This is a genomic window from Streptomyces sp. NPDC026500 (assembly GCF_055567635.1).
On sequence record NZ_JBVHQB010000006.1, the window covers coordinates 259235 to 284190 of the forward strand.

General features: G+C 69.2%; 22 protein-coding genes. 10 read left to right on the forward strand and 12 right to left on the reverse strand.

What is annotated here, in order from left to right; translation table 11 throughout:
* Positions 1–192 precede the first annotated feature (192 nt).
* On the forward strand, positions 193–2652 hold the full coding sequence (locus ACZ4N5_RS14055) for a DNA gyrase/topoisomerase IV subunit A (RefSeq protein ID WP_467757336.1): 2460 nt from the start codon (positions 193–195) through the stop codon (positions 2650–2652).
* 7 nt (positions 2653–2659) lie between these two features.
* Here ACZ4N5_RS14055 and ACZ4N5_RS14060 read toward each other — a convergent pair whose 3' ends face one another.
* On the reverse strand, positions 2660–3742 hold the full coding sequence (locus ACZ4N5_RS14060) for a CobW family GTP-binding protein (RefSeq protein ID WP_467757337.1): 1083 nt from the start codon (positions 3740–3742) through the stop codon (positions 2660–2662).
* A gap of 341 nt (positions 3743–4083) precedes the next feature.
* On the opposite strand from ACZ4N5_RS14060, the gene ACZ4N5_RS14065 reads away from it, so the two are divergent.
* The 3 genes from ACZ4N5_RS14065 to ACZ4N5_RS14075 all read left to right on the forward strand — a co-directional run bounded on the left by ACZ4N5_RS14065 (position 4084) and on the right by ACZ4N5_RS14075 (position 5536).
* Positions 4084–4620, forward strand: a complete 537-nt coding sequence (locus ACZ4N5_RS14065) for a DUF6082 family protein (RefSeq protein ID WP_467757338.1) — start codon at positions 4084–4086, stop codon at positions 4618–4620.
* 285 nt (positions 4621–4905) lie between these two features.
* Entirely contained in the window at positions 4906–5133 is a 228-nt protein-coding gene (locus tag ACZ4N5_RS14070) for a hypothetical protein (RefSeq protein ID WP_355853482.1), read from the forward strand.
* A 163-nt stretch (positions 5134–5296) separates the two neighbouring features.
* Positions 5297–5536, forward strand: a complete 240-nt coding sequence (locus ACZ4N5_RS14075) for a hypothetical protein (protein WP_467757339.1) — start codon at positions 5297–5299, stop codon at positions 5534–5536.
* Between the two features lie 71 nt (positions 5537–5607).
* Here the strand turns inward: ACZ4N5_RS14075 and ACZ4N5_RS14080 are convergent, their stop codons facing one another.
* Positions 5608–6774, reverse strand: coding sequence for a citrate synthase/methylcitrate synthase (locus ACZ4N5_RS14080; protein ID WP_467757340.1), 1167 nt, complete (start codon positions 6772–6774; stop codon positions 5608–5610).
* 97 nt (positions 6775–6871) lie between these two features.
* On the opposite strand from ACZ4N5_RS14080, the gene ACZ4N5_RS14085 reads away from it, so the two are divergent.
* The 4 genes from ACZ4N5_RS14085 (at position 6872) to ACZ4N5_RS14100 (ending at position 12131) form a co-directional block, all read left to right on the forward strand.
* The gene (locus ACZ4N5_RS14085) at positions 6872–8131 is read left to right on the forward strand and encodes a citrate synthase (protein WP_467757341.1); all 1260 of its coding nucleotides are present in this window, start codon (positions 6872–6874) and stop codon (positions 8129–8131) included.
* Between the two features lie 165 nt (positions 8132–8296).
* The gene (locus tag ACZ4N5_RS14090; protein ID WP_467757342.1) at positions 8297–9241 is read left to right on the forward strand and encodes a sucrase ferredoxin; all 945 of its coding nucleotides are present in this window, start codon (positions 8297–8299) and stop codon (positions 9239–9241) included.
* Between the two features lie 416 nt (positions 9242–9657).
* Entirely contained in the window at positions 9658–11454 is a 1797-nt protein-coding gene (locus ACZ4N5_RS14095) for an ATP-binding protein (protein WP_467757343.1), read from the forward strand.
* Positions 11451–12131 (forward strand): response regulator, encoded by a 681-nt coding sequence (locus ACZ4N5_RS14100; protein ID WP_467757344.1) that lies wholly within the window; start codon positions 11451–11453, stop codon positions 12129–12131. The genes ACZ4N5_RS14095 and ACZ4N5_RS14100 overlap by 4 nt, the downstream gene beginning before the upstream one ends.
* Before the next feature lie 111 nt (positions 12132–12242).
* Here the strand turns inward: ACZ4N5_RS14100 and ACZ4N5_RS14105 are convergent, their stop codons facing one another.
* The 3 genes from ACZ4N5_RS14105 to ACZ4N5_RS14115 form a co-directional block, all read right to left on the reverse strand.
* Positions 12243–13304, reverse strand: a complete 1062-nt coding sequence (locus ACZ4N5_RS14105; protein ID WP_467757345.1) for an ABC transporter substrate-binding protein — start codon at positions 13302–13304, stop codon at positions 12243–12245.
* Positions 13305–13402: 98 nt separating this feature from the next.
* A complete protein-coding gene (locus ACZ4N5_RS14110; protein ID WP_467757346.1) occupies positions 13403–14266 on the reverse strand; it encodes an ABC transporter permease in 864 nt (287 codons plus the stop codon).
* Complete coding sequence (locus ACZ4N5_RS14115; protein WP_467757347.1) at positions 14256–15071, reverse strand: ABC transporter ATP-binding protein; 816 nt, start codon at positions 15069–15071, stop codon at positions 14256–14258. The genes ACZ4N5_RS14110 and ACZ4N5_RS14115 overlap by 11 nt, the downstream gene beginning before the upstream one ends.
* 162 nt (positions 15072–15233) lie before the next feature.
* Between ACZ4N5_RS14115 and ACZ4N5_RS14120 the strand changes: the two genes are divergently transcribed.
* Entirely contained in the window at positions 15234–15926 is a 693-nt protein-coding gene (locus ACZ4N5_RS14120; protein ID WP_467757348.1) for a response regulator, read from the forward strand.
* A 75-nt stretch (positions 15927–16001) separates the two neighbouring features.
* Here the strand turns inward: ACZ4N5_RS14120 and ACZ4N5_RS14125 are convergent, their stop codons facing one another.
* From ACZ4N5_RS14125 to ACZ4N5_RS14150, 6 genes are all read right to left on the reverse strand, one after another.
* Positions 16002–17594 carry a solute symporter family protein gene (locus ACZ4N5_RS14125; RefSeq protein WP_467757349.1) on the reverse strand — a complete coding sequence of 531 codons (1593 nt, stop codon included), beginning with the start codon at positions 17592–17594 and terminating at the stop codon, positions 16002–16004.
* Positions 17591–18079, reverse strand: a complete 489-nt coding sequence (locus tag ACZ4N5_RS14130; RefSeq protein WP_467757350.1) for a DUF485 domain-containing protein — start codon at positions 18077–18079, stop codon at positions 17591–17593. The genes ACZ4N5_RS14125 and ACZ4N5_RS14130 overlap by 4 nt, the downstream gene beginning before the upstream one ends.
* Positions 18080–18184: 105 nt before the next feature.
* On the reverse strand, positions 18185–18871 hold the full coding sequence (locus ACZ4N5_RS14135; protein WP_467757351.1) for a response regulator: 687 nt from the start codon (positions 18869–18871) through the stop codon (positions 18185–18187).
* Positions 18868–20019 (reverse strand): sensor histidine kinase, encoded by a 1152-nt coding sequence (locus ACZ4N5_RS14140; RefSeq protein ID WP_467757352.1) that lies wholly within the window; start codon positions 20017–20019, stop codon positions 18868–18870. The genes ACZ4N5_RS14135 and ACZ4N5_RS14140 overlap by 4 nt, the downstream gene beginning before the upstream one ends.
* Positions 20016–20543 carry a DUF1453 domain-containing protein gene (locus ACZ4N5_RS14145; RefSeq protein WP_467757353.1) on the reverse strand — a complete coding sequence of 176 codons (528 nt, stop codon included), beginning with the start codon at positions 20541–20543 and terminating at the stop codon, positions 20016–20018. The genes ACZ4N5_RS14140 and ACZ4N5_RS14145 overlap by 4 nt, the downstream gene beginning before the upstream one ends.
* Before the next feature lie 591 nt (positions 20544–21134).
* Positions 21135–23258 (reverse strand): DNA gyrase/topoisomerase IV subunit B, encoded by a 2124-nt coding sequence (locus ACZ4N5_RS14150; protein WP_467757354.1) that lies wholly within the window; start codon positions 23256–23258, stop codon positions 21135–21137.
* Positions 23259–23699: 441 nt separating this feature from the next.
* Between ACZ4N5_RS14150 and ACZ4N5_RS14155 the strand changes: the two genes are divergently transcribed.
* Entirely contained in the window at positions 23700–23930 is a 231-nt protein-coding gene (locus ACZ4N5_RS14155) for a DUF7455 domain-containing protein (protein WP_467757355.1), read from the forward strand.
* 109 nt (positions 23931–24039) lie between these two features.
* Here the strand turns inward: ACZ4N5_RS14155 and ACZ4N5_RS14160 are convergent, their stop codons facing one another.
* Positions 24040–24858 (reverse strand): serine protease, encoded by an 819-nt coding sequence (locus tag ACZ4N5_RS14160; RefSeq protein WP_467757356.1) that lies wholly within the window; start codon positions 24856–24858, stop codon positions 24040–24042.
* Between the last annotated feature and the right edge of the window lie 98 nt (positions 24859–24956).

Here is a 24956-nt window from a genome sequence, read left to right on the forward strand (position 1 = left end):
CGGATACGTTCGCGGGCCGCCGGGTACTGGGCTCGAGGGCCGCTCGGGAACGGTCGCGGCGACGCCCGCGGAGCGCGCCGGAGGGGCGCTACGGACGGGTCGCGGTCGGCGTTGTCAGTGGGGCGGTCCACAATGGTGCGCGTCAGAACCCGTTCATGCCCCGGCAGAGACTGTGAAGGAGCCGCAGCAGCGATGGCCCGCCGCAGCACGAAGACCCCGCCGCCCGACGACTCGTACGAGGAGAAGATCCTCGACATCGACGTCGTGGACGAGATGCAGGGCTCCTTCCTCGAATACGCGTACTCGGTCATCTACTCGCGAGCCCTGCCGGACGCCCGCGACGGCCTCAAGCCGGTGCACCGCCGCATCGTGTACCAGATGAACGAGATGGGCCTGCGTCCCGACCGCGGCTATGTGAAGTGTGCCCGCGTCGTCGGCGAGGTCATGGGCAAGCTGCACCCGCACGGCGACGCGTCGATCTACGACGCCCTGGTGCGTCTGGCGCAGCCCTTCTCCATGCGTCTTCCCCTGGTCGACGGCCACGGCAACTTCGGTTCGCTCGGCAACGACGACCCGCCGGCCGCGATGCGCTACACCGAGGCCCGGATGGCCGACGCGACGTCGTTGATGACCGAGTCGATCGACGAGGACACCGTCGACTTCTCGCCCAACTACGACGGCCAGGAGCGGGAGCCCGTGGCTCTCCCGGCCGCCTTCCCGAACCTCCTGGTCAACGGCTCCTCCGGGATCGCCGTCGGCATGGCCACCAACATGCCGCCGCACAACCTCGGCGAGGTCATCGCCGCCGCCCGTCACCTCATCCGGTACCCGGGCGCCGACCTCGAGACGCTGATGAAGCACGTCCCGGGCCCCGACCTGCCCACCGGCGGCCGGATCGTCGGCCTCTCCGGGATCAGGGACGCGTACGAGAACGGCCGCGGCACCTTCAAGATCCGTGCCACGGTGTCGGTCGAGGACGTCACGGCGCGCCGCAAGGGCCTCGTCGTCACCGAACTGCCCTTCACCGTCGGCCCGGAGAAGGTGATCGCCAAGATCAAGGACCTGGTCGGCGCGAAGAAGCTCCAGGGCATCGCCGACGTCAAGGACCTCACCGACCGTTCGCACGGACTGCGTCTGGTCATCGAGATCAAGAACGGCTTCGTGCCGGAGGCGGTCCTCGAACAGCTCTACAAGCTGACGCCGATGGAGGAGTCCTTCGGCATCAACAACGTGGCACTGGTGGACGGTCAGCCGCTCACTCTGGGCCTCAAGGAGCTGCTGGAGGTCTACCTCGACCACCGCTTCGACGTCGTGCGCCGCCGCAGCGAGTTCCGCCGCACCAAGAAGCGCGACCGGCTGCACCTGGTCGAGGGTCTCCTCGTCGCCCTCCTGGACATCGACGAGGTCATCCGCCTCATCCGCTCCAGCGACAACTCGGCGCAGGCCAAGGAACGCCTGATCGAGCACTTCTCCCTCTCGGAGATCCAGACGCAGTACATCCTGGACACGCCGCTGCGCCGCCTCACCCGGTTCGACCGCATCGAGCTGGAGTCGGAGCGCGACCGGCTCAACGGCGAGATCGACGAGCTGACCGGGATCCTGGAGTCGGACGCGGAGCTGCGCAAGCTGGTCTCCGGCGAACTGGCCGCGGTGGCCAAGAAGTTCGCCACCGACCGGCGTACGGTGCTCCTGGAGTCCGCGGGCAGCCCCACCGCGACGGTCTCGCTCCAGGTCGCCGACGACCCGTGCCGGGTTCTGCTGTCCTCGACGGGACTGCTGGCGCGCACGGCGACCGCTGATCCGTTCGGGGAGGAACCGGACGGCAAGCGCACCAAGCACGACGTGATCGTCTCCGCGGTGCCCACCACGGCACGCGGCGAGATCGGTGCTGTCACGTCCCTGGGCCGCCTCCTCCGCCTGAATGTGATCGACCTCCCGCAGCTGCCCGAGACGGCGTCGGCGCCCAATCTCTCCGGGGGCGCTCCGATCTCGGAGTTCCTGTCCACCCTGGAGCCGGACGAGACGGTGATCTGTCTGGCGACCCTCGACGAGACGTCGCCGGGCCTGGCGATCGGCACGGAGCAGGGTGTCGTCAAACGTGTGGTGCCCGACTACCCCTCGAACAAGGAGGAGCTGGAGGTCATCACCCTCAAGGACGGCGACCGGATCGTCGGCGCCGTCGAGCTGCGCACCGGCGAGGAGGACCTGGTCTTCATCACGGACGACGCCCAGTTGCTGCGCTACCAGGCCTCGCAGGTACGCCCGCAGGGCCGTGCCGCGGGCGGCATGGCGGGCATCAAGCTGACCGAGGGCGCGAAGGTGATCTCGTTCACCGCGGTCGACCCGGCGGTCGACGCCGTGGTGTTCACGGTGGCGGGTTCGCGGGGGACGCTGGACGACTCCGTCCAGACCACGGCCAAGCTGACTCCCTTCGACCAGTACCCGCGCAAGGGCCGCGCCACGGGCGGTGTGCGCTGCCAGCGGTTCCTGAAGGGCGAGGACTGCCTGTCGCTGGCCTGGGCCGGTCCGACGCCGGGACGCGCGGCGCAGAAGACCGGCATGCCCGTCGACCTGCCGGAGATCGACCCGCGCCGTGACGGCTCGGGCATCTCGCTCGGCAAGCCGGTGTCGGTGGTGGCGGGCCCGGTGTAGTCCGCGGTCAGCCCTCCGGGTTCGGCTCCTGTACGTAGCGGAGGACGCCCCACATGCTGTGTTCGTCGGCATGCGGGACGTCCTCTTTGCATGCCTCCAGCTCCTTGGCCAGGGCCACCGCGTCGATCCCGGAGCCGATGAGGACGAGCTGGGTGAGCCGCTCGTCCGCGTCGGCCCAGGGCTCCGGATAGAAGCGCAGGAACCGCCCGACAGCGTGCACGGCGTACCGGTTGCGGGTGTCCTGGACGCCGAAGTCGACGTATCCCTTGATCCGGTAGAGCCCATCGGGCCTGCTGTCGAGGAATGCCATCAACCGCCGTGGCTGCAGCGGCACTTCGGAGCTGAAGGAGAGGGATTCGTACGCGGAGTGCAGATGGCCGAGGTGGCCGTACTCCTCATGGCCGCCCTCCCCCGGGTCGCCTTCCTCGCCTTCCTCATGAGCGTGGAGATCGTCGAAGGACAGCTGTCCGATGCGCTCCTCGCTGGGCCTGCAGTCGAAGAGGAACTCCGGATCGACACGACCGTAGGTCGCGGGGACGACCGCGGCGCGGTCGGCGAGCTCCCGGACGGCATTCAGCACCCGCCCGGCGTCGTCGGCCCGGTCGGTCTTGTTGACGACGACGAGATCGGCGAGAGCGAGGTGCCGGTCGATCTCGGGATGCTTCTCGCGTGTGCCGGCGAACTCGGCGGCGTCGACGACCTCGACGAGCCCTCCGTACACGATCCCCGGATGCTCGCTGGCGAGCACCATGCGCACGAGCTCCTGGGGCTCGGCGAGCCCGCTCGCCTCGATGACGATCACGTCGATCCGGGCAGAGGGTTGAGCAAGCCGATCCAGATATTGATCAAGTTCACCGACATCGACCGCACAGCACAGACACCCGTTGCCGAGCGAGACCGTGGAGTCGCCGAGCGCTCCGGCCACCGCCATCGCGTCGATCTCGATGGCCCCGAAGTCATTGACGACGGCTCCGATACGGCTGCCACCGCTGCGGTGCAGGAGATGGTTGAGCAGCGTGGTCTTGCCGGACCCCAGGAAACCGGCGAGAACGATGACCGGGATCTGCCGGGGACTCGACTGGCTCACCATGCGCCCTCTCTGAACCTGTGCGCGCACCGGCTCACGGGACCGGCGCTCACGCGGGGAATGAATGCCGACCCAGCATACGAGTGGGAGGAAACGCCCCGAAGTGAACGATTGTTAGCGGCGCTCGCGGGGCACACGTTGGACATGGCGCCGGTGGACGCGACCCGCACATCCCTCCGTGCGCCTCCTCTCCGCCTCCCTGCCGATCAGAGCCGCTCGGCAACACTGGGGGGCGGCAAGCGCGCCGCCCACCGCTCGCCGGTCCGCTCCCTGTCGCCCCACAACCGACGACCGGCGGACGGTCGCCTGATTCGGGGGTTGACATGGCCACACGGAAAGTCAAAGTGCGTGGGTTGGGCTCCGCCGCCGCGGCAGCGGTCGGCCTGCTGACAGGGGCCGCCGTCACCCTCGTCGCGCAGCGAACCACGCTTGACGCGTTGCACGCGCGGATCGAGCTGCTCGAGCAAGCCGCTCAGACCCAGCGACAGGCCAATCTCGCCCACCAACAGCGTCTTCACTGGGAGCTGCTGAGCAAGGCCATGGACGATCCCGAACTGGCCGAGGTACTGGACGCGTACGAGGGGAACGTCTCCCCGAGGAAACAGCGCCAGTTCCTCTTCACCAACGCCTTGTACACCAACGCGCTCTGCTACTACCGCATGGGCAACATCACCCGCGAGGAATTCTTCGGCTTTGCCCGCGGATGGCTCCAGCACCCGATCTTCCGCGAGTACTGGTATGCGACGCGCCCTCATCGAGCAGCTCTCATCAGCACATCAGAAGAAGCCCAAATCGGACTTATGGTCGAAGATCTCCTGGCCCAGCTGGAGGAGACGGACACGGACGAGTGGTGGGTCGTGGGTGAACCGCCGAGCGAGTAGCGCCTTCCGTCCGCCACGCTCCGGCGCAAACATGTTCATCTGCGCCACCCTGGCGGGCGGATCACACCTTCGGGCCATAACGAACCAGTAAACCGCCGCGTTTCCTCAGTTGCCAACAGGGTTGACTGCTGCGCTATTACGTTTGGGTCGATCCCCACCGAACCGTCGCTCCACGCCGCCCGGTCCGAGGTCGCAGCCCCACAGGGCCGCATCGTGCCGCGCAGCAACAGTGCGCAGGCAATCCCACCTCGAGATCAAAGGGAATCAAGAACAGTGAGCCACATCATCCGTCGGATTGGCACTCCTCCGAGTTTGCGAGGAAGTACGTCCGGTGCCACTTGCCCAGACATTTTCGAACTGTCCGACGGCAGGTTCGCTGTGATCGGAACAGATGTCACCGAGACACTCGACGCCGATCTTCCCCCCGACGCGTCCCGGGCAGACTACGAAAGGATCGTCGTAGTGTCCCGGGAAACCCTTATTCACGCGAAGGCGGATATTCCCGACGTATAGGTGGCCGAACGCCGTACTCTCACGCGAGTACGGCAGACCATCACATCGCTATGCGTTCGCTTTGCCCTCGGTAGCCCCGATTCGCAAGCCGCCCCTGTCCGGTGGGCGGCCACGGGACGACCTACACCGTGACCTCAGGGTCACCGCACGAAAGGCCGAGACAATGACGACTGTCGTCCGTCGGATCGGTGCCTCTCCCCGTGCACGAGGCAGCGCAACTGGCCAGTCCTGTCCCGACATCTTCGAGCTCAGCGACGGCAGCTTCGCCGTCATCGGGCGCGAGGCCACTCAGGAGCTCGAGCAGGAGCTCCCGCACGACGCCGCACGAGCCGACGACGAGCGGATCGTGGTCATCACGCGCGAGACACTCGTCCAGGCCAAGGACGATATTCCCCGCGCGTAGCGGCAGTGGTTCCGGAACAACCGCCACCCCGGGCTCGGCACCGACCTGGTGCCGGGCCCGTTTCGGGCCGCTCAGCCGAGAGCGGGCACCGCCACCGGCGGAACCGGTCCCACATACCGGGCCGCCGGGCGGATGATCTTCGAGTCCTCCGCCTGTTCCATGATGTTGGCGCTCCAGCCGACCACACGGGCGGCGGCGAACGTGGGGGTGAACATCCCGCGGGGCAGCCCGCAGAGTTCCATGACCACACCGGCGTAGAACTCCACGTTGGTATGCAGCTCGCGGCCCGGCTTGAGTTCGGCCAGGATCGCCTCCACCTGGCGTTCCACCTCGACGGCGAACTCGACGAGCGGGCCGCCGAACCCCTGAGCCAGCCCGCGGAGCATGCGCGAACGCGGGTCCTCCGTTCGATAGACGGGGTGCCCGAAGCCCATGATGCGATCGCCGGCGAGGACACGCTCGCGGATCCAGGGGTCGATACGGTCGCGGGTCCCGATCGCGTCGAGGGTGTCCAGGGCACGACTGGGAGCACCCCCGTGGAGAGGGCCTGAGAGGGCCCCGACCGCGCCAACGAGGCAGGCCGCCACATCCGCACCGGTGGACGCGATCACCCGTGCCGTGAACGTTGATGCATTGAATCCATGGTCAATGGTTGAGATGAGGTATTGCTCAACCGCACGGGCACGGGCCGCTTCCGGCTCCGAACCCGTCAACATGTACAGGTAGTTGGCGGCGTACCCCAGGTCCTCGCGCGGCTCCACCGGCTCCAGCCCCTGTCCGAGCCGGTACAGCGCGGTGAGCAGCGTCGGCACGGCCGCCGTCGCCGCAAGGCCGTCGTCGCGGCGCCGCCCTGTGTCGATGTCGTAGACCGGACGGAACCCCAGCGAGGCCCCGAGCAGCGACAACGCGGTGCGCAGTCCGGCGAGTGGTCCCGACGGTCCGGTCGCCGCCGCGATCGCGGGCAGCGCGGCGCGCACGTCGTCCGGCAGCCGGCGGAGCCGCGCGGTCCGCGCGGCGAAGGCGGCACGGCGAGCCCGGTCGGGCAGTTCACCATGGGCCAGCAGATGCCAGACGTCCTCGAAGCCGCGGGTCTGCGCGAGGTCGACGGCCGAGTACTGGCGGTAGTGGTAGAAGCCCTCCAGCCCCCTGACGTCACCCAGTTCGGTGTCGGTGACGACGACGCCCGCGAGTCCTCGCGGCACGTCGACAGAGGTGGACGCGGCCCGGTTGATCGGCATGTTTCCTCCCTGGACTTGATTCGACTGTCCATGCTTGACTGTGTGACTGTCAATATTGATCCAATCAATGCACTGATCCACAGATACGGTGGCGCTCATGAGGGATCGAGAAGCGGCAACGCCGGCACGCGAGGGCCGGCGGCTCAGCACCAAGGAGACCGCCGAACTGCTCGGCGTGAAGCCGGAGACCGTGTACGCGTATGTGAGCCGCGGTCAGCTCAGCAGCAGGCGGGAGCCGGGAGGACGCGGGAGCACGTTCGACACCAAGGAGGTGGAGGCACTCGCGCGGCGCAACAGACGGGAGAGCGGGGGTACTTCGAGCAGTGGCGGCGAGCTGTCCGTCCGCACCCGCATCACCCTGATCGACAAGGATCGGTACTACTTCCGAGGCGTCGACGCGACGGAACTGGCCGCGCGGTACTCCTACGAAGAGATCGCCGAATGGCTGTGGACCGGCGAGCTGCGCCCCGGCGTCACCTTCACGACCCCGGAGGCCTCCGCGGCCATCGCCCGGCGCAGCGTCGACGCGCTGCCCGAGCACAGCGGCCCGACCGACCGGCTGCGCGTCGCGGCGATCGCCGCCGCGGCGGCCGATCCACTGCGTTTCGACCTCTCCGAGAGCGCCGTGCTCGGCACCGGGCGCACCCTCATTCCCACCCTCGTCGCCGCGCTTCCCCCGGTACGGCACGACCACCGCGACGAGGGCCCGCTGGCCCATCGGCTGTGGGCACGGCTCAGCGGACGTACACCTGACGACGCGTCACTGCGCGTACTGGACACGGCACTCGGGCTGCTCGTCGACCACGACCTGGCCGCCTCGACGCTGGCGGTGCGGGTCGCGGCTTCGGCCCGCGCCCACGCGTACGCGGCCGTGTCGGCGGGCCTCGGCGTCCTCGAAGGGCCCCTGCACGGGGCGGCCAGCGGGCTCGCGCACCGGCTGCTGCTCGACGTTCTGGACCAGGGCACCGCCGCTCCCGTGGTCGCCGACGAACTGCGCGCCGGGCGCCATGTCCCCGGACTCGGCCATCGGCTCTACCCGGGCGAGGATCCACGCGCGCGTGCCCTGTTCGCGCTCCTGGAGGAAGTGCCCGGTGCGGCGCCCGCCATGGCGGCGGCCCATGACGTGGTGACCACCACGGCCCGCCACACACCCCTGCACGCCAATGTCGACCTGGCCCTGGCCGTCTTCACCGTCTCGTCCGGCATGCCGGCCTCGGCCGGAGAGACGATCTTCGCTGTCGCCCGGACGGCGGGCTGGATCGCCCACATCCTGGAGGAGTACGCGGAGCGCCCCTTGCGGATGCGACCGAGCGGGCACTACGTGGGCGAGCGGCCACCGCAGCCGCTCCCCCGCTAGACGGCGCACGCCGGGCGTGAGAAGAGCGCCCTGTGCGCGCCCTCCCTGCGCGCTCGCCCCACACGCACTTCCGCACACCCGACAGCGCGCCCGGACCAACCCTGACGCGCCCCCGTGTACACGGCGGGAAGTCTCCCCGGGCGAAGTCAGGTTAGGCTCACCTCTGTGAGTACGTGCACGACCGCGTCGCGGCACCTCGACGAGCCCCTCTCCGGGACCGCGGCCACCGCGACGACATGGCTGCTCATCGAGCAGCCCGGACCCTGGGGTGCGAAGGCGCTCACTTCGAGCCACCTGGACCCCACGCTCGGCCGCGCCCTCGAAGCCGCCGCGCAGGGCACAGGAGTACGGATCGCGCTCATCCGCCGTCCCGGGCGCCATGCCGATTGCGGTGCGCCCGCCGAGCGGCATGTGTACGCGGCCCACACCACCCCAGGAAACGTATGGCTGCGCGCCGCAATGACGCGTGATCCCGGGCGGCTGCTCGACCTCGACTTCACCGCGCTCGGCACGGGTGATCCGCGCTCCTTCGACCAGGTTCTCCGAGGGCGGCCCCACACCGACGATCCGCTGGCCCTCGTCTGCACCAACGGCAAGCGCGACCGCTGCTGCGCCCTGCTCGGACGGCCCCTGGCGGCGGAACTGGCCGCCTCCGGTGTCAACGGTGTCTGGGAGGTGACCCATCTGGGTGGTCATCGCTTCTCGCCCACGGTGCTGGTCCTGCCGTACGGGTACGCGTACGGCCGTGCCGAGGCCCACGCCGTCAAGGAGATCCTCCAGGGCGTCCGGGAAGGCCGTGTCGTCACCGAGGGCTGTCGCGGGAACTCCGCCTGGGAACGCCCCGGCCAGGCGGCCGAGCTGGCCGTACGGACGGCTTCGGGAGAGCACGCCGCCGATGTCCTGACGGTGATCCGCACGGAGGGCGCGGCGCCGCGCTGGGCGGTGACCGTCGCCCACGCCGACGGCCGCCTGTGGCGGGTCATGATCGCGCAGGGCGCCTCGCTGCCGCCCCGCCCGGAGAGCTGCGGCTCGGCACTCGGTTCACCCGCGCGGATGGACGTGGTGGCCGTACGGCAGCTGGAGGAGGCGGCGGTCGCCGTGGCCTGCTGACGGCCCGTGTCCCGCGCTCGCCCGAAAGAACCGGGGCCGTCGCCGGCTCCGTACCGCCGGATCAACGACACCGCGACCTGGCCCCGCCGGCCAGAGTCCGAGGCTCGCGCGAACCGGGAGCCCTCGTCCGCTCCCTGGCGCCGGATCGGCGACTCCGGAGTCCGGCCCGACGGCCGGAGCTGCCGGGCTCGCCCGAACCGGGCCGTTGCCCGGCTTCCCGCTGCCCGATCAATGAAGCCGTGCCCTACCCGTCGGCGTCAGGCACGGACTTCCCGCGCACCGACCACAAGCTCCCGGATCCCGCCTCCCAGATCCCTCTCCTCTCAGCCAGCCCCACGACCGCCTCGCCCATTGATCAAGAGATCCACGCCACACTCCCTTCGGAGGGGCGCGTACGCCCCCGTACCGTCAGGGGCATGAGCCCCACTCCCCCCGTACGACGACTGCGCCTCGGTCTGCCGCGGCGAGTGTTCTCACAAGTGCTCTTCATGCAGATCGCGATCGCGGCGGGAGTCGCCGTACTCGCCACCGGGCTGTTCCTCGCGCCGCTGAGCGCGCAGCTGGACGACCAGGCCATGCAGCGCGCCCTCGCGATCGCGCGGACCACGGCCGCGCAGCCGCAGATCGCCGTGGACCTCCAGAGGACAACTCCCTCCACGACCGGCCCCGTGCAGGCCGAGGCCGAGCGCATACGGAAGGCGAGCCGTGCCGAGTACGTCGTCGTGATGAACATGCAGGGCATCCGCTGGTCCCACAGGAACCCTGCCGAGATCGGCAAGCCGGTGTCGACGAACCCCGACCGGGCCCTGGCCGGCAGCGACGTCATGGACATCGACACCGGAACGCTGGGCCGCTCCGCACGAGGCAAGGTGCCGCTGCGCGACGCCGACGGCCGGATCATCGGGGCGGTGTCGGTCGGTATCAGGTACGACAGTGTGCGGGCCCGGTTGATCGACGCGATCCCGGGATTGTTCGCGTACGCGGGCGCGGCCATGGCCGTCGGCGCGCTGGCCGCGTATCTGATCTCCCGAAGGGTCCAGCGACAGACCCGTGACCTGGCCTTCTCCGATATCTCGGCGCTGCTGGCGGAGCGCGAGGCGATGCTGCACGGCATCCGGGAAGGCGTGGTCGCCCTCGACCGCGGCGGTCGCGTGCGCCTCCTGAACGACGAGGCGCAGCGGCTACTGGGGGTCGGCTCCGAGGCCATCGGACAGCCGCTCGACGACGCGCTGGGACCTGGCCGTACGACGGATGTGCTGGCCGGGCGCGTCACCGGCACGGACCTGCTCACCGTCCGCGGTCAGCGCGTCCTGGTCGCCAACCGGATGCCCACCGAGGACGGCGGCGCCGTCGCCACACTGCGCGACCGGACCGAACTGGAGCAGCTCGGCCGCGAGCTCGACTCCACGCACGGCCTGATCGACGCGTTGCGCGCGCAGGACCACGAGCACGCCAACCGCATGCACACGCTCCTGGGGCTGCTCGAACTGGAGATGTACGACGACGCAGTGGAATTCGTCGGAGAGGTGGTCGGTGACCACAGGGTCACCGCGGAACAGGTCACCGAGAAGATCCACGATCCGCTGCTCGCCGCCCTCCTGGTCGGCAAGGCGACGGTGGCGACCGAGCGTGGGGTGGCGCTGTGGATCTCGGACCGGACGCTGCTGCCGGACCGGTTGATCGACCCGCGAGGGCTCGTCACCGTCGTCGGGAACCTCGTCGACAACGCGCTGGACGCCGTCGCGGGCACGCTCCACGCGCGCGTGGAGGTCGAATTGCGCTCCGAAGGGCGCACCGCCGTACTTCAGGTGCGGGACACCGGGCCCGGCATCCCGGAGGAACGGCGGGAGTTGATCTTCACGGACGGCTGGAGCACCAAGAAGCCCCCCGCGCACGGCAAACGTGGAATCGGCCTCTCCTTGGTGCGGCGCCTCGCCGAGCGGCAGGGCGGCAGCGCGGAGGTGGCCGATGCGGACGGCGGAGGCGCGCAGTTCACGGTCGTCCTGCCGGAGGCGCTGACGGACCCGGGGCTCGCGCCGAAGGACAGCGGAGTGCTGGACGACGGGCTCGCGGCGCAGGACGGGCTCGCCCCCGTCCCCGGTCAGGAACCAGGAGTCGTACGACAGCTCCCCTCTCCGGAGACCGCCGATGCCGCCACCGGAGGCACCAGGAACGCCCGGAGCGACCGGAGCGCCGAGGGGAAGTCGCGATGATCGAGGTCCTGGTCGTGGACGACGACGCTCGGGTCGCTCGCGTCAACGCCGCCTACGTGGAGAAGGTGCCGGGCTTCCGTGTCTCGGGGGAAGCGCACAGCGCCGCCGAAGCGCTGCGCCGGATGGAGACGCTGCCGCGCCTGGACCTGGTCCTCATGGACCACTACCTGCCGGACGGTACGGGCCTCGCGGTGGTCCAGGAGATGCGCCGACGGGGCCACCAGACCGACGTGATCATGGTGACCGCGGCACGTGACATCTCGACCGTCCGGGCGGCGTTGCGGCAGGGCGTACTCCAGTACCTGGTCAAGCCGTTCTCGTTCGCCGGGCTGCGGGCCAAGTTGGAGGCGTACGCGGATCTGCGACGCACCCTCGACTGCGGCGGCAAGGCCGAACAGTCCGATGTGGACCGGATCTTCGGGGCCCTCTCGGCAGGCATCGTGCCCGATCTGCCCAAGGGGCACTCCCCTCCGACCGCCGAGCTCGTACGGCGCGCCCTGCTGAGCGCGGAGGGCTCGCTGTCGGCGCAGGAGGTCGCGGAGGAGACCGGACTGAGCCGGCAGACCGCGCAGCGCTATCTGAAGCTCCTGGAGCGTACGGGGAGGGCCGGACTGACCCTCAGATACGGCGATGCGGGCCGCCCGGAGCATCGCTACTTCTGGGCGACCCGCGCCTGAGGACACGGCCGACGAGGCGCGACAGCCCCGCACCCGTCGCGCGTACGACTGCCGGGGGAGCACAGTCGTACGCGCGACAGAACAGCTAGACGCGTTCCCGGCCGCAGCCGGTCAGCCGGCCGCCTTCTTCACGAACTCCGTGGTGTACGTCTTGCTCAGGTCCACGTCGGCGTTCTTGATGTTGGGGTTGAACGCCTTGAGGACCTTCTCGACGGTCTCGGGACCGTTCTCGGGCATCACACCGTCCTCGGTGAACATCGGGAGCGTGCTCTTGATGGCCCCGGCGTACAGCGTCTTGTCGCCCTGGGAGTAGTCGGCGGGCATCTTGGCGGCGATGTCGGAGGCGCTGTGCTCGGACATCCACCGGAGGGTCTTCACGAAGGCGTTCGCCAGCTTCTGGACCGTCTCCTTGTGGCTGTTGACCCAGTCCGTCTGCATGTAGAGGCTGGACGAGGGGTACGGCCCGCCGAGCGCCTTCTGGGAGCCCTCGGGCGTCCGCATGTCGATGAGGACCTTGCCGAGGTTCTTCTCCATGACCGTGGCGACGGTGGGGTCCGTCGTCATGCCGCCGTCGATGGCGCCCTGCTGGAGAGCGGAGACGAACGTCGGCCCGGCGCCGACGGCGACCGGCGTGAACTCGCTGACCTGCACGCCGTTCTTGACCGCGAGGTACTTCGTGAGGAAGTCGGTGGAGGAACCCAGTCCGGTGATGCCGAGCTTCCTGCCCTTGAAGTCCTTGGGTGAAGTGATGTCGCCCGAACGCTTGTTGGAGACGATCTCGACCTCACCCGGAGCGTGCGAGAACTGCACGACGGACTCGACGGCCTTGCCCTTGGTCTGCAGGTCGAGGGTGTGGTCGTAGAAGCCGACGGCCCCCTGCACCTGTCCCGAGACGAGGGCGGTCTCGGCCTGGACACCGGCCGGCTCGCTGAGGAGCTGGACGTCCAGGCCCTCGGCCTGGAAGTAGCCGAGCCGCTGGGTGAGCATCGCCGGCAGGTAGATGACCTTGTCCAGGCCACCGACCATGATCTTGACGTGCTCCCCCTTGCCGCCACCCCCGCCGCTGCCGGAGTCGGCAGTCGTGCTCGCCGCGTCGTTGGCGCAGGCGGTGAGCGAGGTGAGAGCGAGCAGACCGGCGGCTGCGAGCGCGGAGTATCTGGCGGTCTTGCGCATGGTGGTTCACGTCCTTGTGAAGGGAGGAGGGGCCGTGCGTGCGTACGGCGGAGTCGGGAGGGAGTGGGGGCGGGTTCGTGTGTGCCCGCAAGCCGGGGTCAGCGGTCGGATTCCGACGGCTTCCAGCGGAAGATGCGGCGTTCGCCGAAGGTCAGGAGTCCTTCGGCCAGCAGGGCGACGACAGCGAGGATGACCATCGCCGCGTACACGCCGGCCGCGTTGAAGGTGCCCTGCGACTGCGCGACGAGCAGGCCGATGCCCTTGGTGGCGCCGATGTACTCGCCGACGATCGCGCCGATGAGCGCGAAGCCGAAGCTGACGTGGAGGCTGGTGAAGATCCACGAGGTGGCGGACGGAATGACGACCTGAAGCGTCACCCGGCGGTCGCTCGCGCCGAGGATCCGTGCGTTGGCCACCAGGTTCCGGTCGACCTCCCGAGCACCCTGGAAGGCGTTGAAGAACACCGGGAAGAAGACGAGCACCACGGCCGAGGCGATCTTGGAGGCCGGTCCGAGTCCGAACCAGATCACGAAGATGGGCGCGAGGACAATCCTCGGTATGGAGTTGAGCACCTTGATGTATGGACCAAGGATGTCTGCGAGCAAGGTGATCCGCCCCAGGGCGATGCCGAAGAGCACGCCGGCGACCACGCCGATGACCCAGCCGAGCAGCGCCTCGTGAAGCGTGTACCAGATCTGCTCGCCGAGAGAGCCGAGCGCGGTCCCGTGCATCACCCAGGTCTGGATCTGTTCCCAGATCTTCGAGGGCATCGAGAAGTTGAACGGGTCGATGACCTTGGCCCGGGAAAGCACCTCCCACAAGCCGAGCACGGTGACCAGGAGCAGCACCCGTGAGGTACCCACCACGATCTTGCGTCTGCGGGCGGCACGGGCTCGGGAGTGCGCGCGGCCCGGAATCTTGGCCGTGTCGACGACCGGGGTGCTGAGAACCTCAGGCGACATGAGCGGCACCCCTCTCGCGGGTGATGCGGACCTCTTCGCCCAGGGACTCCCAGATCTCGCGGTAGATCTCGATGAACCGCGGCTCCAGGCGCACCTGTTCGACCTTGCGCGGCCGCGGCAGATCGATGTCGAAGACCTGCTTCACGGTGGCGGGACCCGCGGTCATCACGACGACCTTGTCGGCGAGCGCGATGGACTCCTCCAGGTCGTGGGTGACGAAGACGACCGAGGCGCCCGTGCCTTCCCACAGTTCGAGCAGTTCGTCGGACATCAGCGCCCTGGTCTGCACGTCGAGCGCCGAGAACGGCTCGTCCATCAGCAGGATCTCGGGATCGTTGACGAAGGTGGCGGCGAGTGCGACGCGCTTGCGCTGACCGCCGGAGAGCTGGTGGGGGTAGCGGTCCTCGAAGGCCGCGAGCCCTACCCGGGCGAGCCATTCCCGGGCACGCTGCTTCGCTTCCGCCTTGGGCACACCGCGGAAGCGGGGCCCGGCCATCACGTTGGACAGAACCGTGCGCCAGGGGAAAGTGGCATCCTGCTGGAAGACGAAGCCGACCTTTTCTCCGACGCCGGCGACCGGCTCTCCGGCGACCAGGACCTCGCCCTCGGTGGGCTCCTCAAGACCGCTGACCAGCGTCAGCGTGGTGGACTTTCCGCAGCCGGTCGGTCCGACGACGGCCACGAACTCCCCCCGGCCGATGGTCAGGTCAAGCTCCCTGACGGCTGTGTGCAAACCCCCTGACGGAGTCTTGAAGATCTTGCTGGCGCCCCGCAGCTCGATGGCGGGGCTGGTGTCTGTGCTCATGGCCCGGGACCGTAGATGTGGTGCGGGCCACAGCATCAGTCTTCTGGGCGCAAGGCATTCTTCTGCTCGCAAGAGTCTGTTGTGCTCATTTTGCTCGCGCTACAACAGCGGAGCCGAAACACGGGCGTAACACTCGCCCAGGCCTTGAGAGAAAGAGGCCCGATGATTGACGTCCTGGTCGTGGACGACGATTTCCGCGTCGCCGAGATCAACGCGAGGTACGTGGGGAAGGTTCCCGGATTCCGGGTGGCCGCCCGCGCGCACAGTGCCGCCCAGGCCCTGGCCTCGGTCGAGCGCGCGCCCATCGACCTGGTGCTGCTCGACCACTATCTGCCGGACCGGACGGGGCTCGAACTCGTCCACCAGATGCGGGAGAACGGTCACGGCACCGACGTCATCATGATCACCGCGGCCAGCGATGTGGTCACCGTTCAGACGGCGATGCGCCTGGGCGCCCTGCACTACCTGGTCAAGCCGTTCACCTTCACCGCCCTGCGCACCCGCCTCGACTCCTACGCCGCCCTGCGCCGCACCGTCGACCGGGTGGGCGGCCGGGGGGTGACGGGCCAGGAGCAGGTCGACCGGATCTTCGGCGCCCTGCGCACCGCACCCGCGCCGTCCTCCCCCGGGCTGCCCAGCGGTCATTCGGAGCCGACGACGGACCTGATCTGCGACGTGCTGCACCGCGCGCGCCAACCGCTGTCGGCCCACGAGGTGGCCGCCGAGACCGGCCTCAGCCGATCCACCGCCCAGCGCTATCTGCGACACCTGGAACAAGCGGGACGACTGCGCCTGTCCCTCAGATACGGCGACGCAGGACGGCCGGAACACCGCTACGCGTGGGTGGCGCCCTGAGCCCGCACTCCGGTGACCGGGGGTGACGTGTGGATCATCCGCCCGAGTCCGGTCGTGTACGCGGCTCAGGGGCCCTCAGACAGCCCCCGCGCCCGTGAGCGCGCGGACCTCGACCTCGGCGTGCTTGGCCTCGTCCGGCGGCTCCGCCGAGGTGACGGTGCCGAGCCAGCCGGCGAGAAAGCCCAGCGGGATCGAGACGAGGCCCGGGTTCTGGAGTGGGAAGTACTCGAAGTCCACGCCCGGGAACAGTGATTCGGGGCTGCCCGACACCACCGGCGACAGCAGCACGAGCAGCAGCGAGGGCACCAGGCCGCCGTATACGGCCCATACGGCACCGCGCGTCGTGAAGGACCGCCAGAACAGGGAGTACAGCAGCACCGGCAGGTTCGCGGACGCGGCGACCGCGAAGGCGAGACCGACCAGGAAGGCCACGTTGAGATCGCGGGCCAGGAGGCTCAGGGCGATGGCGATCACGCCGATGCCGACCGACGCGGCGCGCGCCACCGCGACCTCGCCGTGCGGCTTCGCGTGGCGGCGACGCAGCGAGGCATACAGGTCGTGGGCCACGGCGGCCGAGGACGCGAGGGTGACTCCGGCGACGACCGCGAGAATGGTGGCGAAGGCGATGGCGGCGACGACCGCGAACAGGACGGTCCCGCCCGTGGAGTCGACTCCGCCGCCCAGATCGAGGGCCAGCAACGGAACCGCGGTGTTCCCTGCTGCGTTCGATCCGCGCACCGCCTCGGGACCGACGACGGCGGCCGCGCCGAAGCCCAGCACGATCGTCATCAGGTAGAAGCCGCCGATGAGCCCGATCGACCACAGAACCGAGCGCCGGGCGGCTCGCGCCGTCGGCACGGTGTAGAAGCGCGACAGGATGTGCGGCAGCCCGCCGGTGCCGAGCACCAGCGCGAGCCCGAGGCTCATGAAGTCGAAGCGTGCCGTCCAGTCCCCGCCGTATTTCAACCCGGGCGCGAGAAAGGCCTGGCCGTGCCCGCTGCGCCGCGCGGCCGAACGCAGCAGGTCGTTGATGTCCCCGTGGAACCGCATCAGGAGCAGCACGGTGAGCACGCCGGCCCCGCCGATCAGCAGAACCGCCTTGACGATCTGGATCCAGGTGGTCGCCCGCATCCCTCCCATCGACACATAGATCACCATGAGCGCGCCGACACCGATCACCGTCCAGTTGCGCGCCGCGTCGCTCGTGCCTCCCAGCAGCAGCGAGACCAGGCTGCCCGCACCCACCATCTGCGCCACCAGATACAGAACGGACACCACTACCGAGGAAGTTCCGGCCGCGATCCGCACCGGCCGCTCGTCCATCCGGGCCGCGACGACGTCGGCGAGCGTGAACCGCCCGCAGTTGCGCACCAGTTCGGCGACCAGGAAGAGGACGACCAGCCAGGCCACGAGGAAGCCCACGGCGTACAGCATCCCGTCGTAGCCGTACAGGGAGATGAGTCCCGTGACACCGAGGAAGGAAGCGGCCGACATGTAGTCCCCGGAGAGGGCAAAACCGTTCTCCATGGGCGAGAACAACCGCCCGCCCGCGTAGAACTCCTCGGCCGAACCATGCCGGTTGCGACTCACCCACGTCGTGATCGCCAGCGTCACTGCGACAAACGCGCTGAACAGCAGCAGCGCCAGGGTCTGATGGTGGCCGCTCACCGCTCACCACCCCTGGCGTTCCGCGTCATCTCCTGGGTGTCCCAGCGCAGTTCCAGCGCGGCCCGGTCCCTGCGCAGCCGCGCGTGCCGTGCGTAGGCCCACGCGAACAGAAACGTCGTGAGGAACTGCGCAAGTCCCGCGAGCAGCGCCACGTTCACCGCACCGGCGACCGGACGCGCCATGAACCCCGGCGCGGTGGTCGCGGTCACCACATAACCCACGTACCAGGGGAAGAAGACGGCGACGGCCGGGATCACGAACCTGCGGTACCGGCCGCGCACTTCCTGGAAGGCGGCACTGCGCTGCACCTCCAGATAGACGTGGGCCGCTCCGCCCGTTCGTCCTTCGTGCTCCGAGCGGGCGGTCGGCACGGCGGGGGCGAGCGCACCCGTGCCGTCCAACTCGCCCCAGCCGGAAGCGAGCGCGTCGTACCAGGGGTCGTCGAACCGGACCTCCCCGGAGTCGCCGCCGTCGTGCTTGTCCACCGAACTCTCCTTGTCCGCGACCCGTTTCGGCCGCGTGCCCAAGGATGTGCAGATCGGGAGGCTCCCGGACTCCTCTCTCCGCGCTCTTCACCCCATCAGGTGACTTCATCCCGCGGGCGGCCGTACGAGACCTTTCCCATAGGCGTAACGCACTGCTTGCGCACGGTCCTTGAGACCGGTCTTGGCGAAGAGATTGTTGATGTGGGTCTTCACGGTGGCCGTGGACACATGCAGCTTGCGGGCGATCTCGTTGTTGCTGAGGCCCTCGGCGATCAGCAGGAGCACCTCCGTCTCGCGCGAGGTGAGCCCGTCCGGCGCCTCAGCGGGCGGGCGGGGCTCCGGTTCCGGGTCCGACAGCCGCTCCAGCAGCCGTCGCTGGATGCTCGGCGAGAGCCCGGCGTCCCCGGAGAGCACGCTTTCCACGGCCCGCACGATCTCGTCGCCTCCCGCGTCCTTGGTCAGATAGCCACGGGCCCCGGCACGGAGCGCGGGGAACAACGACTCGTCGTCCGCGTACGTCGTGAGCACGACGACCTGCGTCCCGGGGTACTCGGCACGGATCCGCCGGGTCGCTTCGACCCCGTCGCAGCGGGGCATGCGCAGATCCATCAGCACGACGTCCGGAGCGAGTTCGGCCACCAGCGCCACCGCTTCAGCTCCGTCACCGGCCGCTCCGACCACCTCGATCCCGGGCAGCAGTCCCAGCAGCATCACGATGCCTTCGCGCACGACCGTCTGATCGTCCACGACGACAACCCGCGCCGGCTTCCTGCCCTCCACCTGCTCGGTCATACCGGCACCTTCAACGTCACCACGAACCCCTCCTCGCCCGGTCCGGCATCCAGCGAGCCGCCCAGCAGCTCGGCGCGCTCCCGCATGCCCAGCAGACCGTACCCGGCTCCCGAACCGCTGAGCTCGCCCGGTTTTCCACCCGAATCCCGTACGTCCAGCGTCACTTCGTGCTCGCCGTAGTCCAGCCGGATGTGAATCTTGGCGCCCGGAGCGTGCTTGCGTACGTTCGTCAGCGCCTCCTGCGCGACTCTGCGTACCGCCTGGGAGGCCTCCGCCGGCAGCGGCTGACGGTCGCCCGTCACCGTGACATCGGCACCGTCGGCGGTGGTGACGAGTTCGCCGAGGAATTCCTCCAGCGGAGACATCTCGCCCCGCAGCGCGGAGAGTGCCTGCCTCGTCTCCGCGAGCCCCTCGCGGGCCATTCCCCGTGCCGCCACGACCCGTTCGAGGATGATCTCCCGGTCGGCTCCTCTCTCGATGAGCAGCCGCGCCGCCTCCAGATGCACGAGTTGCGCCGAGAGGCTGTGGGCGAGCACGTCGTGGATCTCCCGCGCTATCCGCGCGCGCTCCGCGAGCGCCGCCGACTCCGCCTCGGCCACGCGGGCCGCACGCTCCTGGGCCAGCAGCCGCTGCGCACTCCCCCGCGCTTCCGCGTCGAGGCGCAGCACATACCCAGCGAGTGCGAGCCCCACGGTGGTGGCCGCGGTGGTCAGCCAGACGTCGTTGTTGACCGCCGCGTACGCGCTCAGCGCCACCGCCGTGGCGGGCAACGCCGCCGCGAGGGGCAGCCGTTCGATGGCGCTGACGGCACACCCGCACCACAGAACGAGTGCCGGAACCCGGAAGCCCGCACTCTGCCCCACGGCCGCGATCGCCAGCAACAGAGCGAGCTGCACCAGGGACGGCAGCAGGCGATGCTCCAGTGTGGTGCGCCAGAACCCCCAGGCGAGGAACCCGCACGTCACGATTCCCGTGATGGCTCCGGCGAGCGCCCAACCGTTCAGCTCCGTGTTCGTGAGCGTCGTCGCGATGAACATGGCGAGGACGATGGCGCGCGTGACCCGGGCGAGCGCACGGCGGGCCTTGTGCACGCCGACTCGGGAGAGGGCCTCACGGGAGGGCCAGCGCATCCAGGCGTTGTCCGTCACAGGCGCTCCTTCCGCAGGACCCGGCCCACGCCGTCACCGTACGCCGGGCCCTGTCCGGGCGCCGCCGGCTGCAGGGACCGCGCCCGCCAGGTCACCAGCCCGGAACGGACCAGCAGGGTGGCCGCCAGTCCGAGCATCAAGGCAGAGGAGTTCTGGTGCACACCGAGCAGGTGACCGATACCGAACAGACCCAGGCGCAGGCAGATGCCCGCGATCCAGATGGCCCCGCTGGCCTTGGTGCTCCTGCTCCACAAGGCGCCGTCCGGCTCCGTCCATATCCGGGTGGTCCACGCCCATCCGGCGCCGATGGCCAGTGCCGTCACCAGCTCCGTGCCCAGCAGGAGGGACGCCTCGACCTGGTGGTGCGGATCGATCACTCCGGGGTCGCGCAGGGCCATGAAGGCGAGCACGGCGGGCACGATCCACCAGCGCCTGTCCGAACTGATCCGGCGCGCGCGGAACTGGCGCGCGATCACCACGACGGCAACGGCGAAGATCACCACAGCATTGATGAGCCCGGACATGCACGGCCTCCGTGAGCGAGGAGAGGGTGTCCGCGGCGAGCGCTGCCGACACCACCGACGCTACGGAAATCGCGCCCTTGGCAGATCGGCGCCCGGGTGGATCGTGGGTGGATCCCCCACGCCCTCATCCCTCCACCCACGGGTGGAGCCCCATCCACACGCCGAGCGGCGAGCGGCGAGCGGCGAGCGGCGAGCGGCGAGCGGGCCGACCCAAGCCTTCATTCGCCCCCTCCGCCTCCGCCCCTGCGTCCCTCCCCCTCGCAAGCCTGGGCTCCGCGCCCCAGACGCTCCTCAAAATGCCGGAGGGGCTGAATCCTGCCCCCGCAGTCGGAAGTGGGCGGGAGGTGGAACTGCCCCAGAACTGCCCCCGCGGCTGAAGCGCGGGCGGTAGGTGATGCGCCCAAGCCGCGACGCGCCCGCAGCGCTCCTACAGCGGAAGGGACCGCGCCGGTACATCGCACGCCCGTCGCTGACGTCCGGATCGAGCAGCGGGTTCCCATGGAAACTCACGTCTGATCCAGCGGCGGCAGGCGGATGCACCGGCACGGCCCCAACCCACAACGAACCAGGCGCCCGAAGACGCCAGGAGGGCTACGCGTCGATCCGCGACCGGTCCAACGTCGCAGCCGAACTCGAAATGAACTCCTTGCGCGGAGCCACATCGTTCCCCATCAGGAGATCGAACACCTGCTCGGACGCCTCCAGGTCGGAGATGTTGATCCGGCGCAGCGTCCGGAACCGCGGATCCATCGTCGTCTCGGCCAGCTGATCGGCGTCCATCTCGCCGAGACCCTTGTACCGCTGGATCGAGTCCTTGTAGCGCACGCCCTTGCGCTGCAGCTCCAGCAACGTCTCCCGCAGCTCACGGTCCGAGTACGTGTAGACGTACTTGTCCTGCCCCTTCTTGGGCTGGCTGAGCTCGATCCGGTGCAACGGCGGCACCGCCGCGAACACTCGCCCGGCCTCGACCATGGGCCGCATGTAGCGCTGGAACAGCGTCAGCAGCAGAATCCGGATGTGCGCGCCGTCGACATCGGCGTCGACGAGAAGAATGATCTTCCCGTAACGCGCCGCGTCGATGTCGAAGGTCCGCCCGGAGCCCGCCCCTATGACCTGGATGATCGCACCGCACTCGGCGTTCTTCAGCATGTCCGTCACGGACGCCTTCTGAACGTTGAGGATCTTGCCCCGGATCGGCAGCAGCGCCTGGAACTCGGAGTTCCGGGCCAGCTTCGCCGTACCCAGCGCGGAGTCGCCCTCGACGATGAACAGCTCGCTGCGCTCGACGTCGTCACTGCGGCAGTCGGCGAGCTTGGCGGGCAGCGAGGACGACTCCAGCGCCGTCTTCCGGCGCTGCGCGTCCTTGTGCTGACGGGCGGCGATCCTCGTACGAGCGGCGGCGACGGCCTTCTCCATGACGACCCGCGCCTGCGCGGCCTCGTCCCGCTTCGCGGAGGTCAGGAACGCCTTGAGCTCCTTGGTCACCACGTTCGTCACGATGCGTCGGGCGGCCGAGGTACCGAGGACCTCCTTGGTCTGCCCCTCGAACTGCGGCTCGGCGAGACGCACGGTGACGACGGCCGTGAGGCCCTCCAGCGCGTCGTCCTTGATGATGTCGTCCTCGGCGACCCGCAGCATCTTCTTGGCCCGCAGGACCTCGTTCATCGTCTTGCCGACGGCCTGCTCGAAGCCGGCGACATGGGTGCCGCCCTTGGGCGTGGCGATGATGTTCACGAAGGACTTCAGGGTCGTGTCGTAACCGGTGCCCCAGCGCATCGCGACATCGACGCCCAGCTCACGGGTGACCTCGGTCGGAGTCATCTGCCCGTGCTCGTCCAGGACCGGGACGGTCTCCTTGAAGGTCCCCTGCCCGAAGAAGCGGAGAACGTCGCAGACCGGCTTGTCGGCGGCCAGATACTCGCAGAACTCGCTGATCCCGCCGTCGAAGCGGAACGACTCCTCGCCCTTGCTGCCGCCGTCGCCGAGCCCGTATTCGTCACGGACGACGATGGTCAGGCCCGGCACCAGGAAGGCGGTCTGGCGGGCACGCTGGTGGAGGTGCTCCAGGGAGAGCTTGGCGTCCTTGAGGAAGATCTGGCGGTCGGCCCAGTAGCGCACGCGCGTGCCGGTGCGGGTCTTCGGGATCCGCTTGAGCTTGCGGAGCCCGCTCGTCGCGTCGAAGGCGGCGTCGGGGCCGTCGGCCTGGAAGGCTCCCGGCGTGCCGCGGCGGAAGCTCACGGCGTGGGTCTGGCCGTTGCGGTCCACCTCGACGTCCAGCCGGGCGGAGAGCGCGTTCACCACGGAGGCGCCCACGCCGTGCAGACCGCCCGAGGCTGCGTACGAGCCGCCACCGAACTTGCCGCCGGCGTGCAGCTTGGTCATGACGACCTCGACGCCGGAGAGGCCGGTCTTGGGCTCCACGTCGACGGGGATGCCACGGCCGTTGTCCCGCACCTCGACGGAGGCGTCGTCGTGCAGGATGACGTCGATGTGGTCGCAGTAGCCCCCGAGGGCCTCGTCCACGGAGTTGTCGATGATCTCCCAGAGGCAGTGCATCAGGCCGCGGCTGTCGGTCGACCCGATATACATGCCCGGGCGCTTCCGCACTGCCTCGAGCCCCTCAAGGACGAGCAGGTGCCGCGCGGTGTAGTTGGAACCGTCCCGGTCTGCTCCGGTCAGCAGCGCTGTGGACGGCACGGACGTCTCGGCGGTCACGCGGTTCGCTCCTCGCTGAATTTCATGGGAGACCCTTTTGGGTAAGGGCCCGGCTTCGGTCGCCGTTCAGAGGGTACCGAGGCCTGGTAGAGCCGTTGTAGCACCACCCTCGCATGAACTCACACTAGTCCAGGGTCGCATGGGTGTTCGATCCCTCGATGGAGTGAAGTACATATCACGTTCCCTTCGAGGCATGAACCATTTAGGCTCCGGGCACGTCCTCATGAACAACCGGCAATCCAGCCGGGAGGACCGACACCTGACAGACAGCGCGAACCCGTACAGACACGAAGACACGCAATACGGCTCATTCGCCGCCAACCGGCAGCAGACAGCCGGCTCGAAAGAAAATTTCGAGGAAAAGCCGCGAGCGGGAACGTTTTCGGCCTGGTTGGATGTTGACCCTGGTACGACAGCTCGTCGAGCTAGAGAAGAGGCGACGTGACTACTGTTCTGACCCCCGCGAGCCCGCTGACGGCCGCTGACCGCTGCGACCGTTGCGGCGCCCAGGCATATCTGCGCGTCGTCCTCCTGAGCGGCGGAGAACTGCTCTTCTGCGCCCACCACGGTCGCAAGTTCGAGCCGGAACTCAAGAAGATCGCCGCTGAGATACAGGACGAGACGGAGCGGCTCACGTCCGTTCCCGAGACGGTCAACGACGAAGAACGCTGACCCTTCGCATCAACGACGAGCGGGTGCCGGCGACAGGCCGGTGAGTGGGCGGTCACCCCCTGGACACAGGGAGTGACCGCCCACACTCGTACCGCATCGCCAAGAGCTCTCAGCGGCGCGCGTCGAGCGCTTGGACCACCTCCGAGACCCGCGTGTAGACACCCGGGCTCCCTGCTCGCCCGCAGCCGCTCCCCCATGACACCAGTCCGATGAGACGGCCCTGGGCGACCAGCGGCCCGCCACTGTCCCCCTGGCAGGCGTCACGGCCGCCCGCCTGCTCTCCGGCGCACACCATGGACACCGCGTCGTAGGTCCCGGCCTCGCTGCCGGGATAGGCCCGCTCGCACGAGCGGTCGGTCAGTACGTGCACGTCCGCGGCCCGCAGGCTGCTCGCGTAGTCGCCACCGCCCGTCAGGTCGCCCCAGCCGTAGACCACGGCGGCCGTCCCCGGCTCGTACGCCGGGTCGCCGGAGGGGGCCATACGGATCGCCGAGGCGGCCGGCAGCGGCTCGGCGAGGGTCAGCACACCGAAGTCCCCGGCGTTCGTATCACTGTCGTAGTGCGGGTTGACCCAGATGTCGCGTACGGGGACCTCCTTGCCGTCGCCGGCCGTCAGATCCTCGCGCCCCGCGATGACCTTCAGATCGCGCGCCTGGCGCGGCGGCGCCCCCAGCACGTCGTCTCCGAGGCAGTGGGCCGCGGTCAGGACCGTCGTCGGACCGATGACCACTCCTCCGCAGAACTGCCCCGCGCGCGTACCCCCGAACCGGTCACGGCTGGACAGCGCGACCGTCCACGGACTCTCGGAGATCTGGACCGGACGACTTCCGATGACAACGCTGTCGGAGGACGCCAGGGCGGGGGACGTCAGCGGTATCACCGCTGCGGCGGCCGCAAGGGCCAGCGTCGGGACGTAGGCACGGCGCATGTGCGCTCCTCACACTGGGATGGTCGTGGAACACCCAGAGTGATCCAGTGAGCGAAGGCACGCATTCCGCGCATACGACGAGGGCCCGACCCCCATGG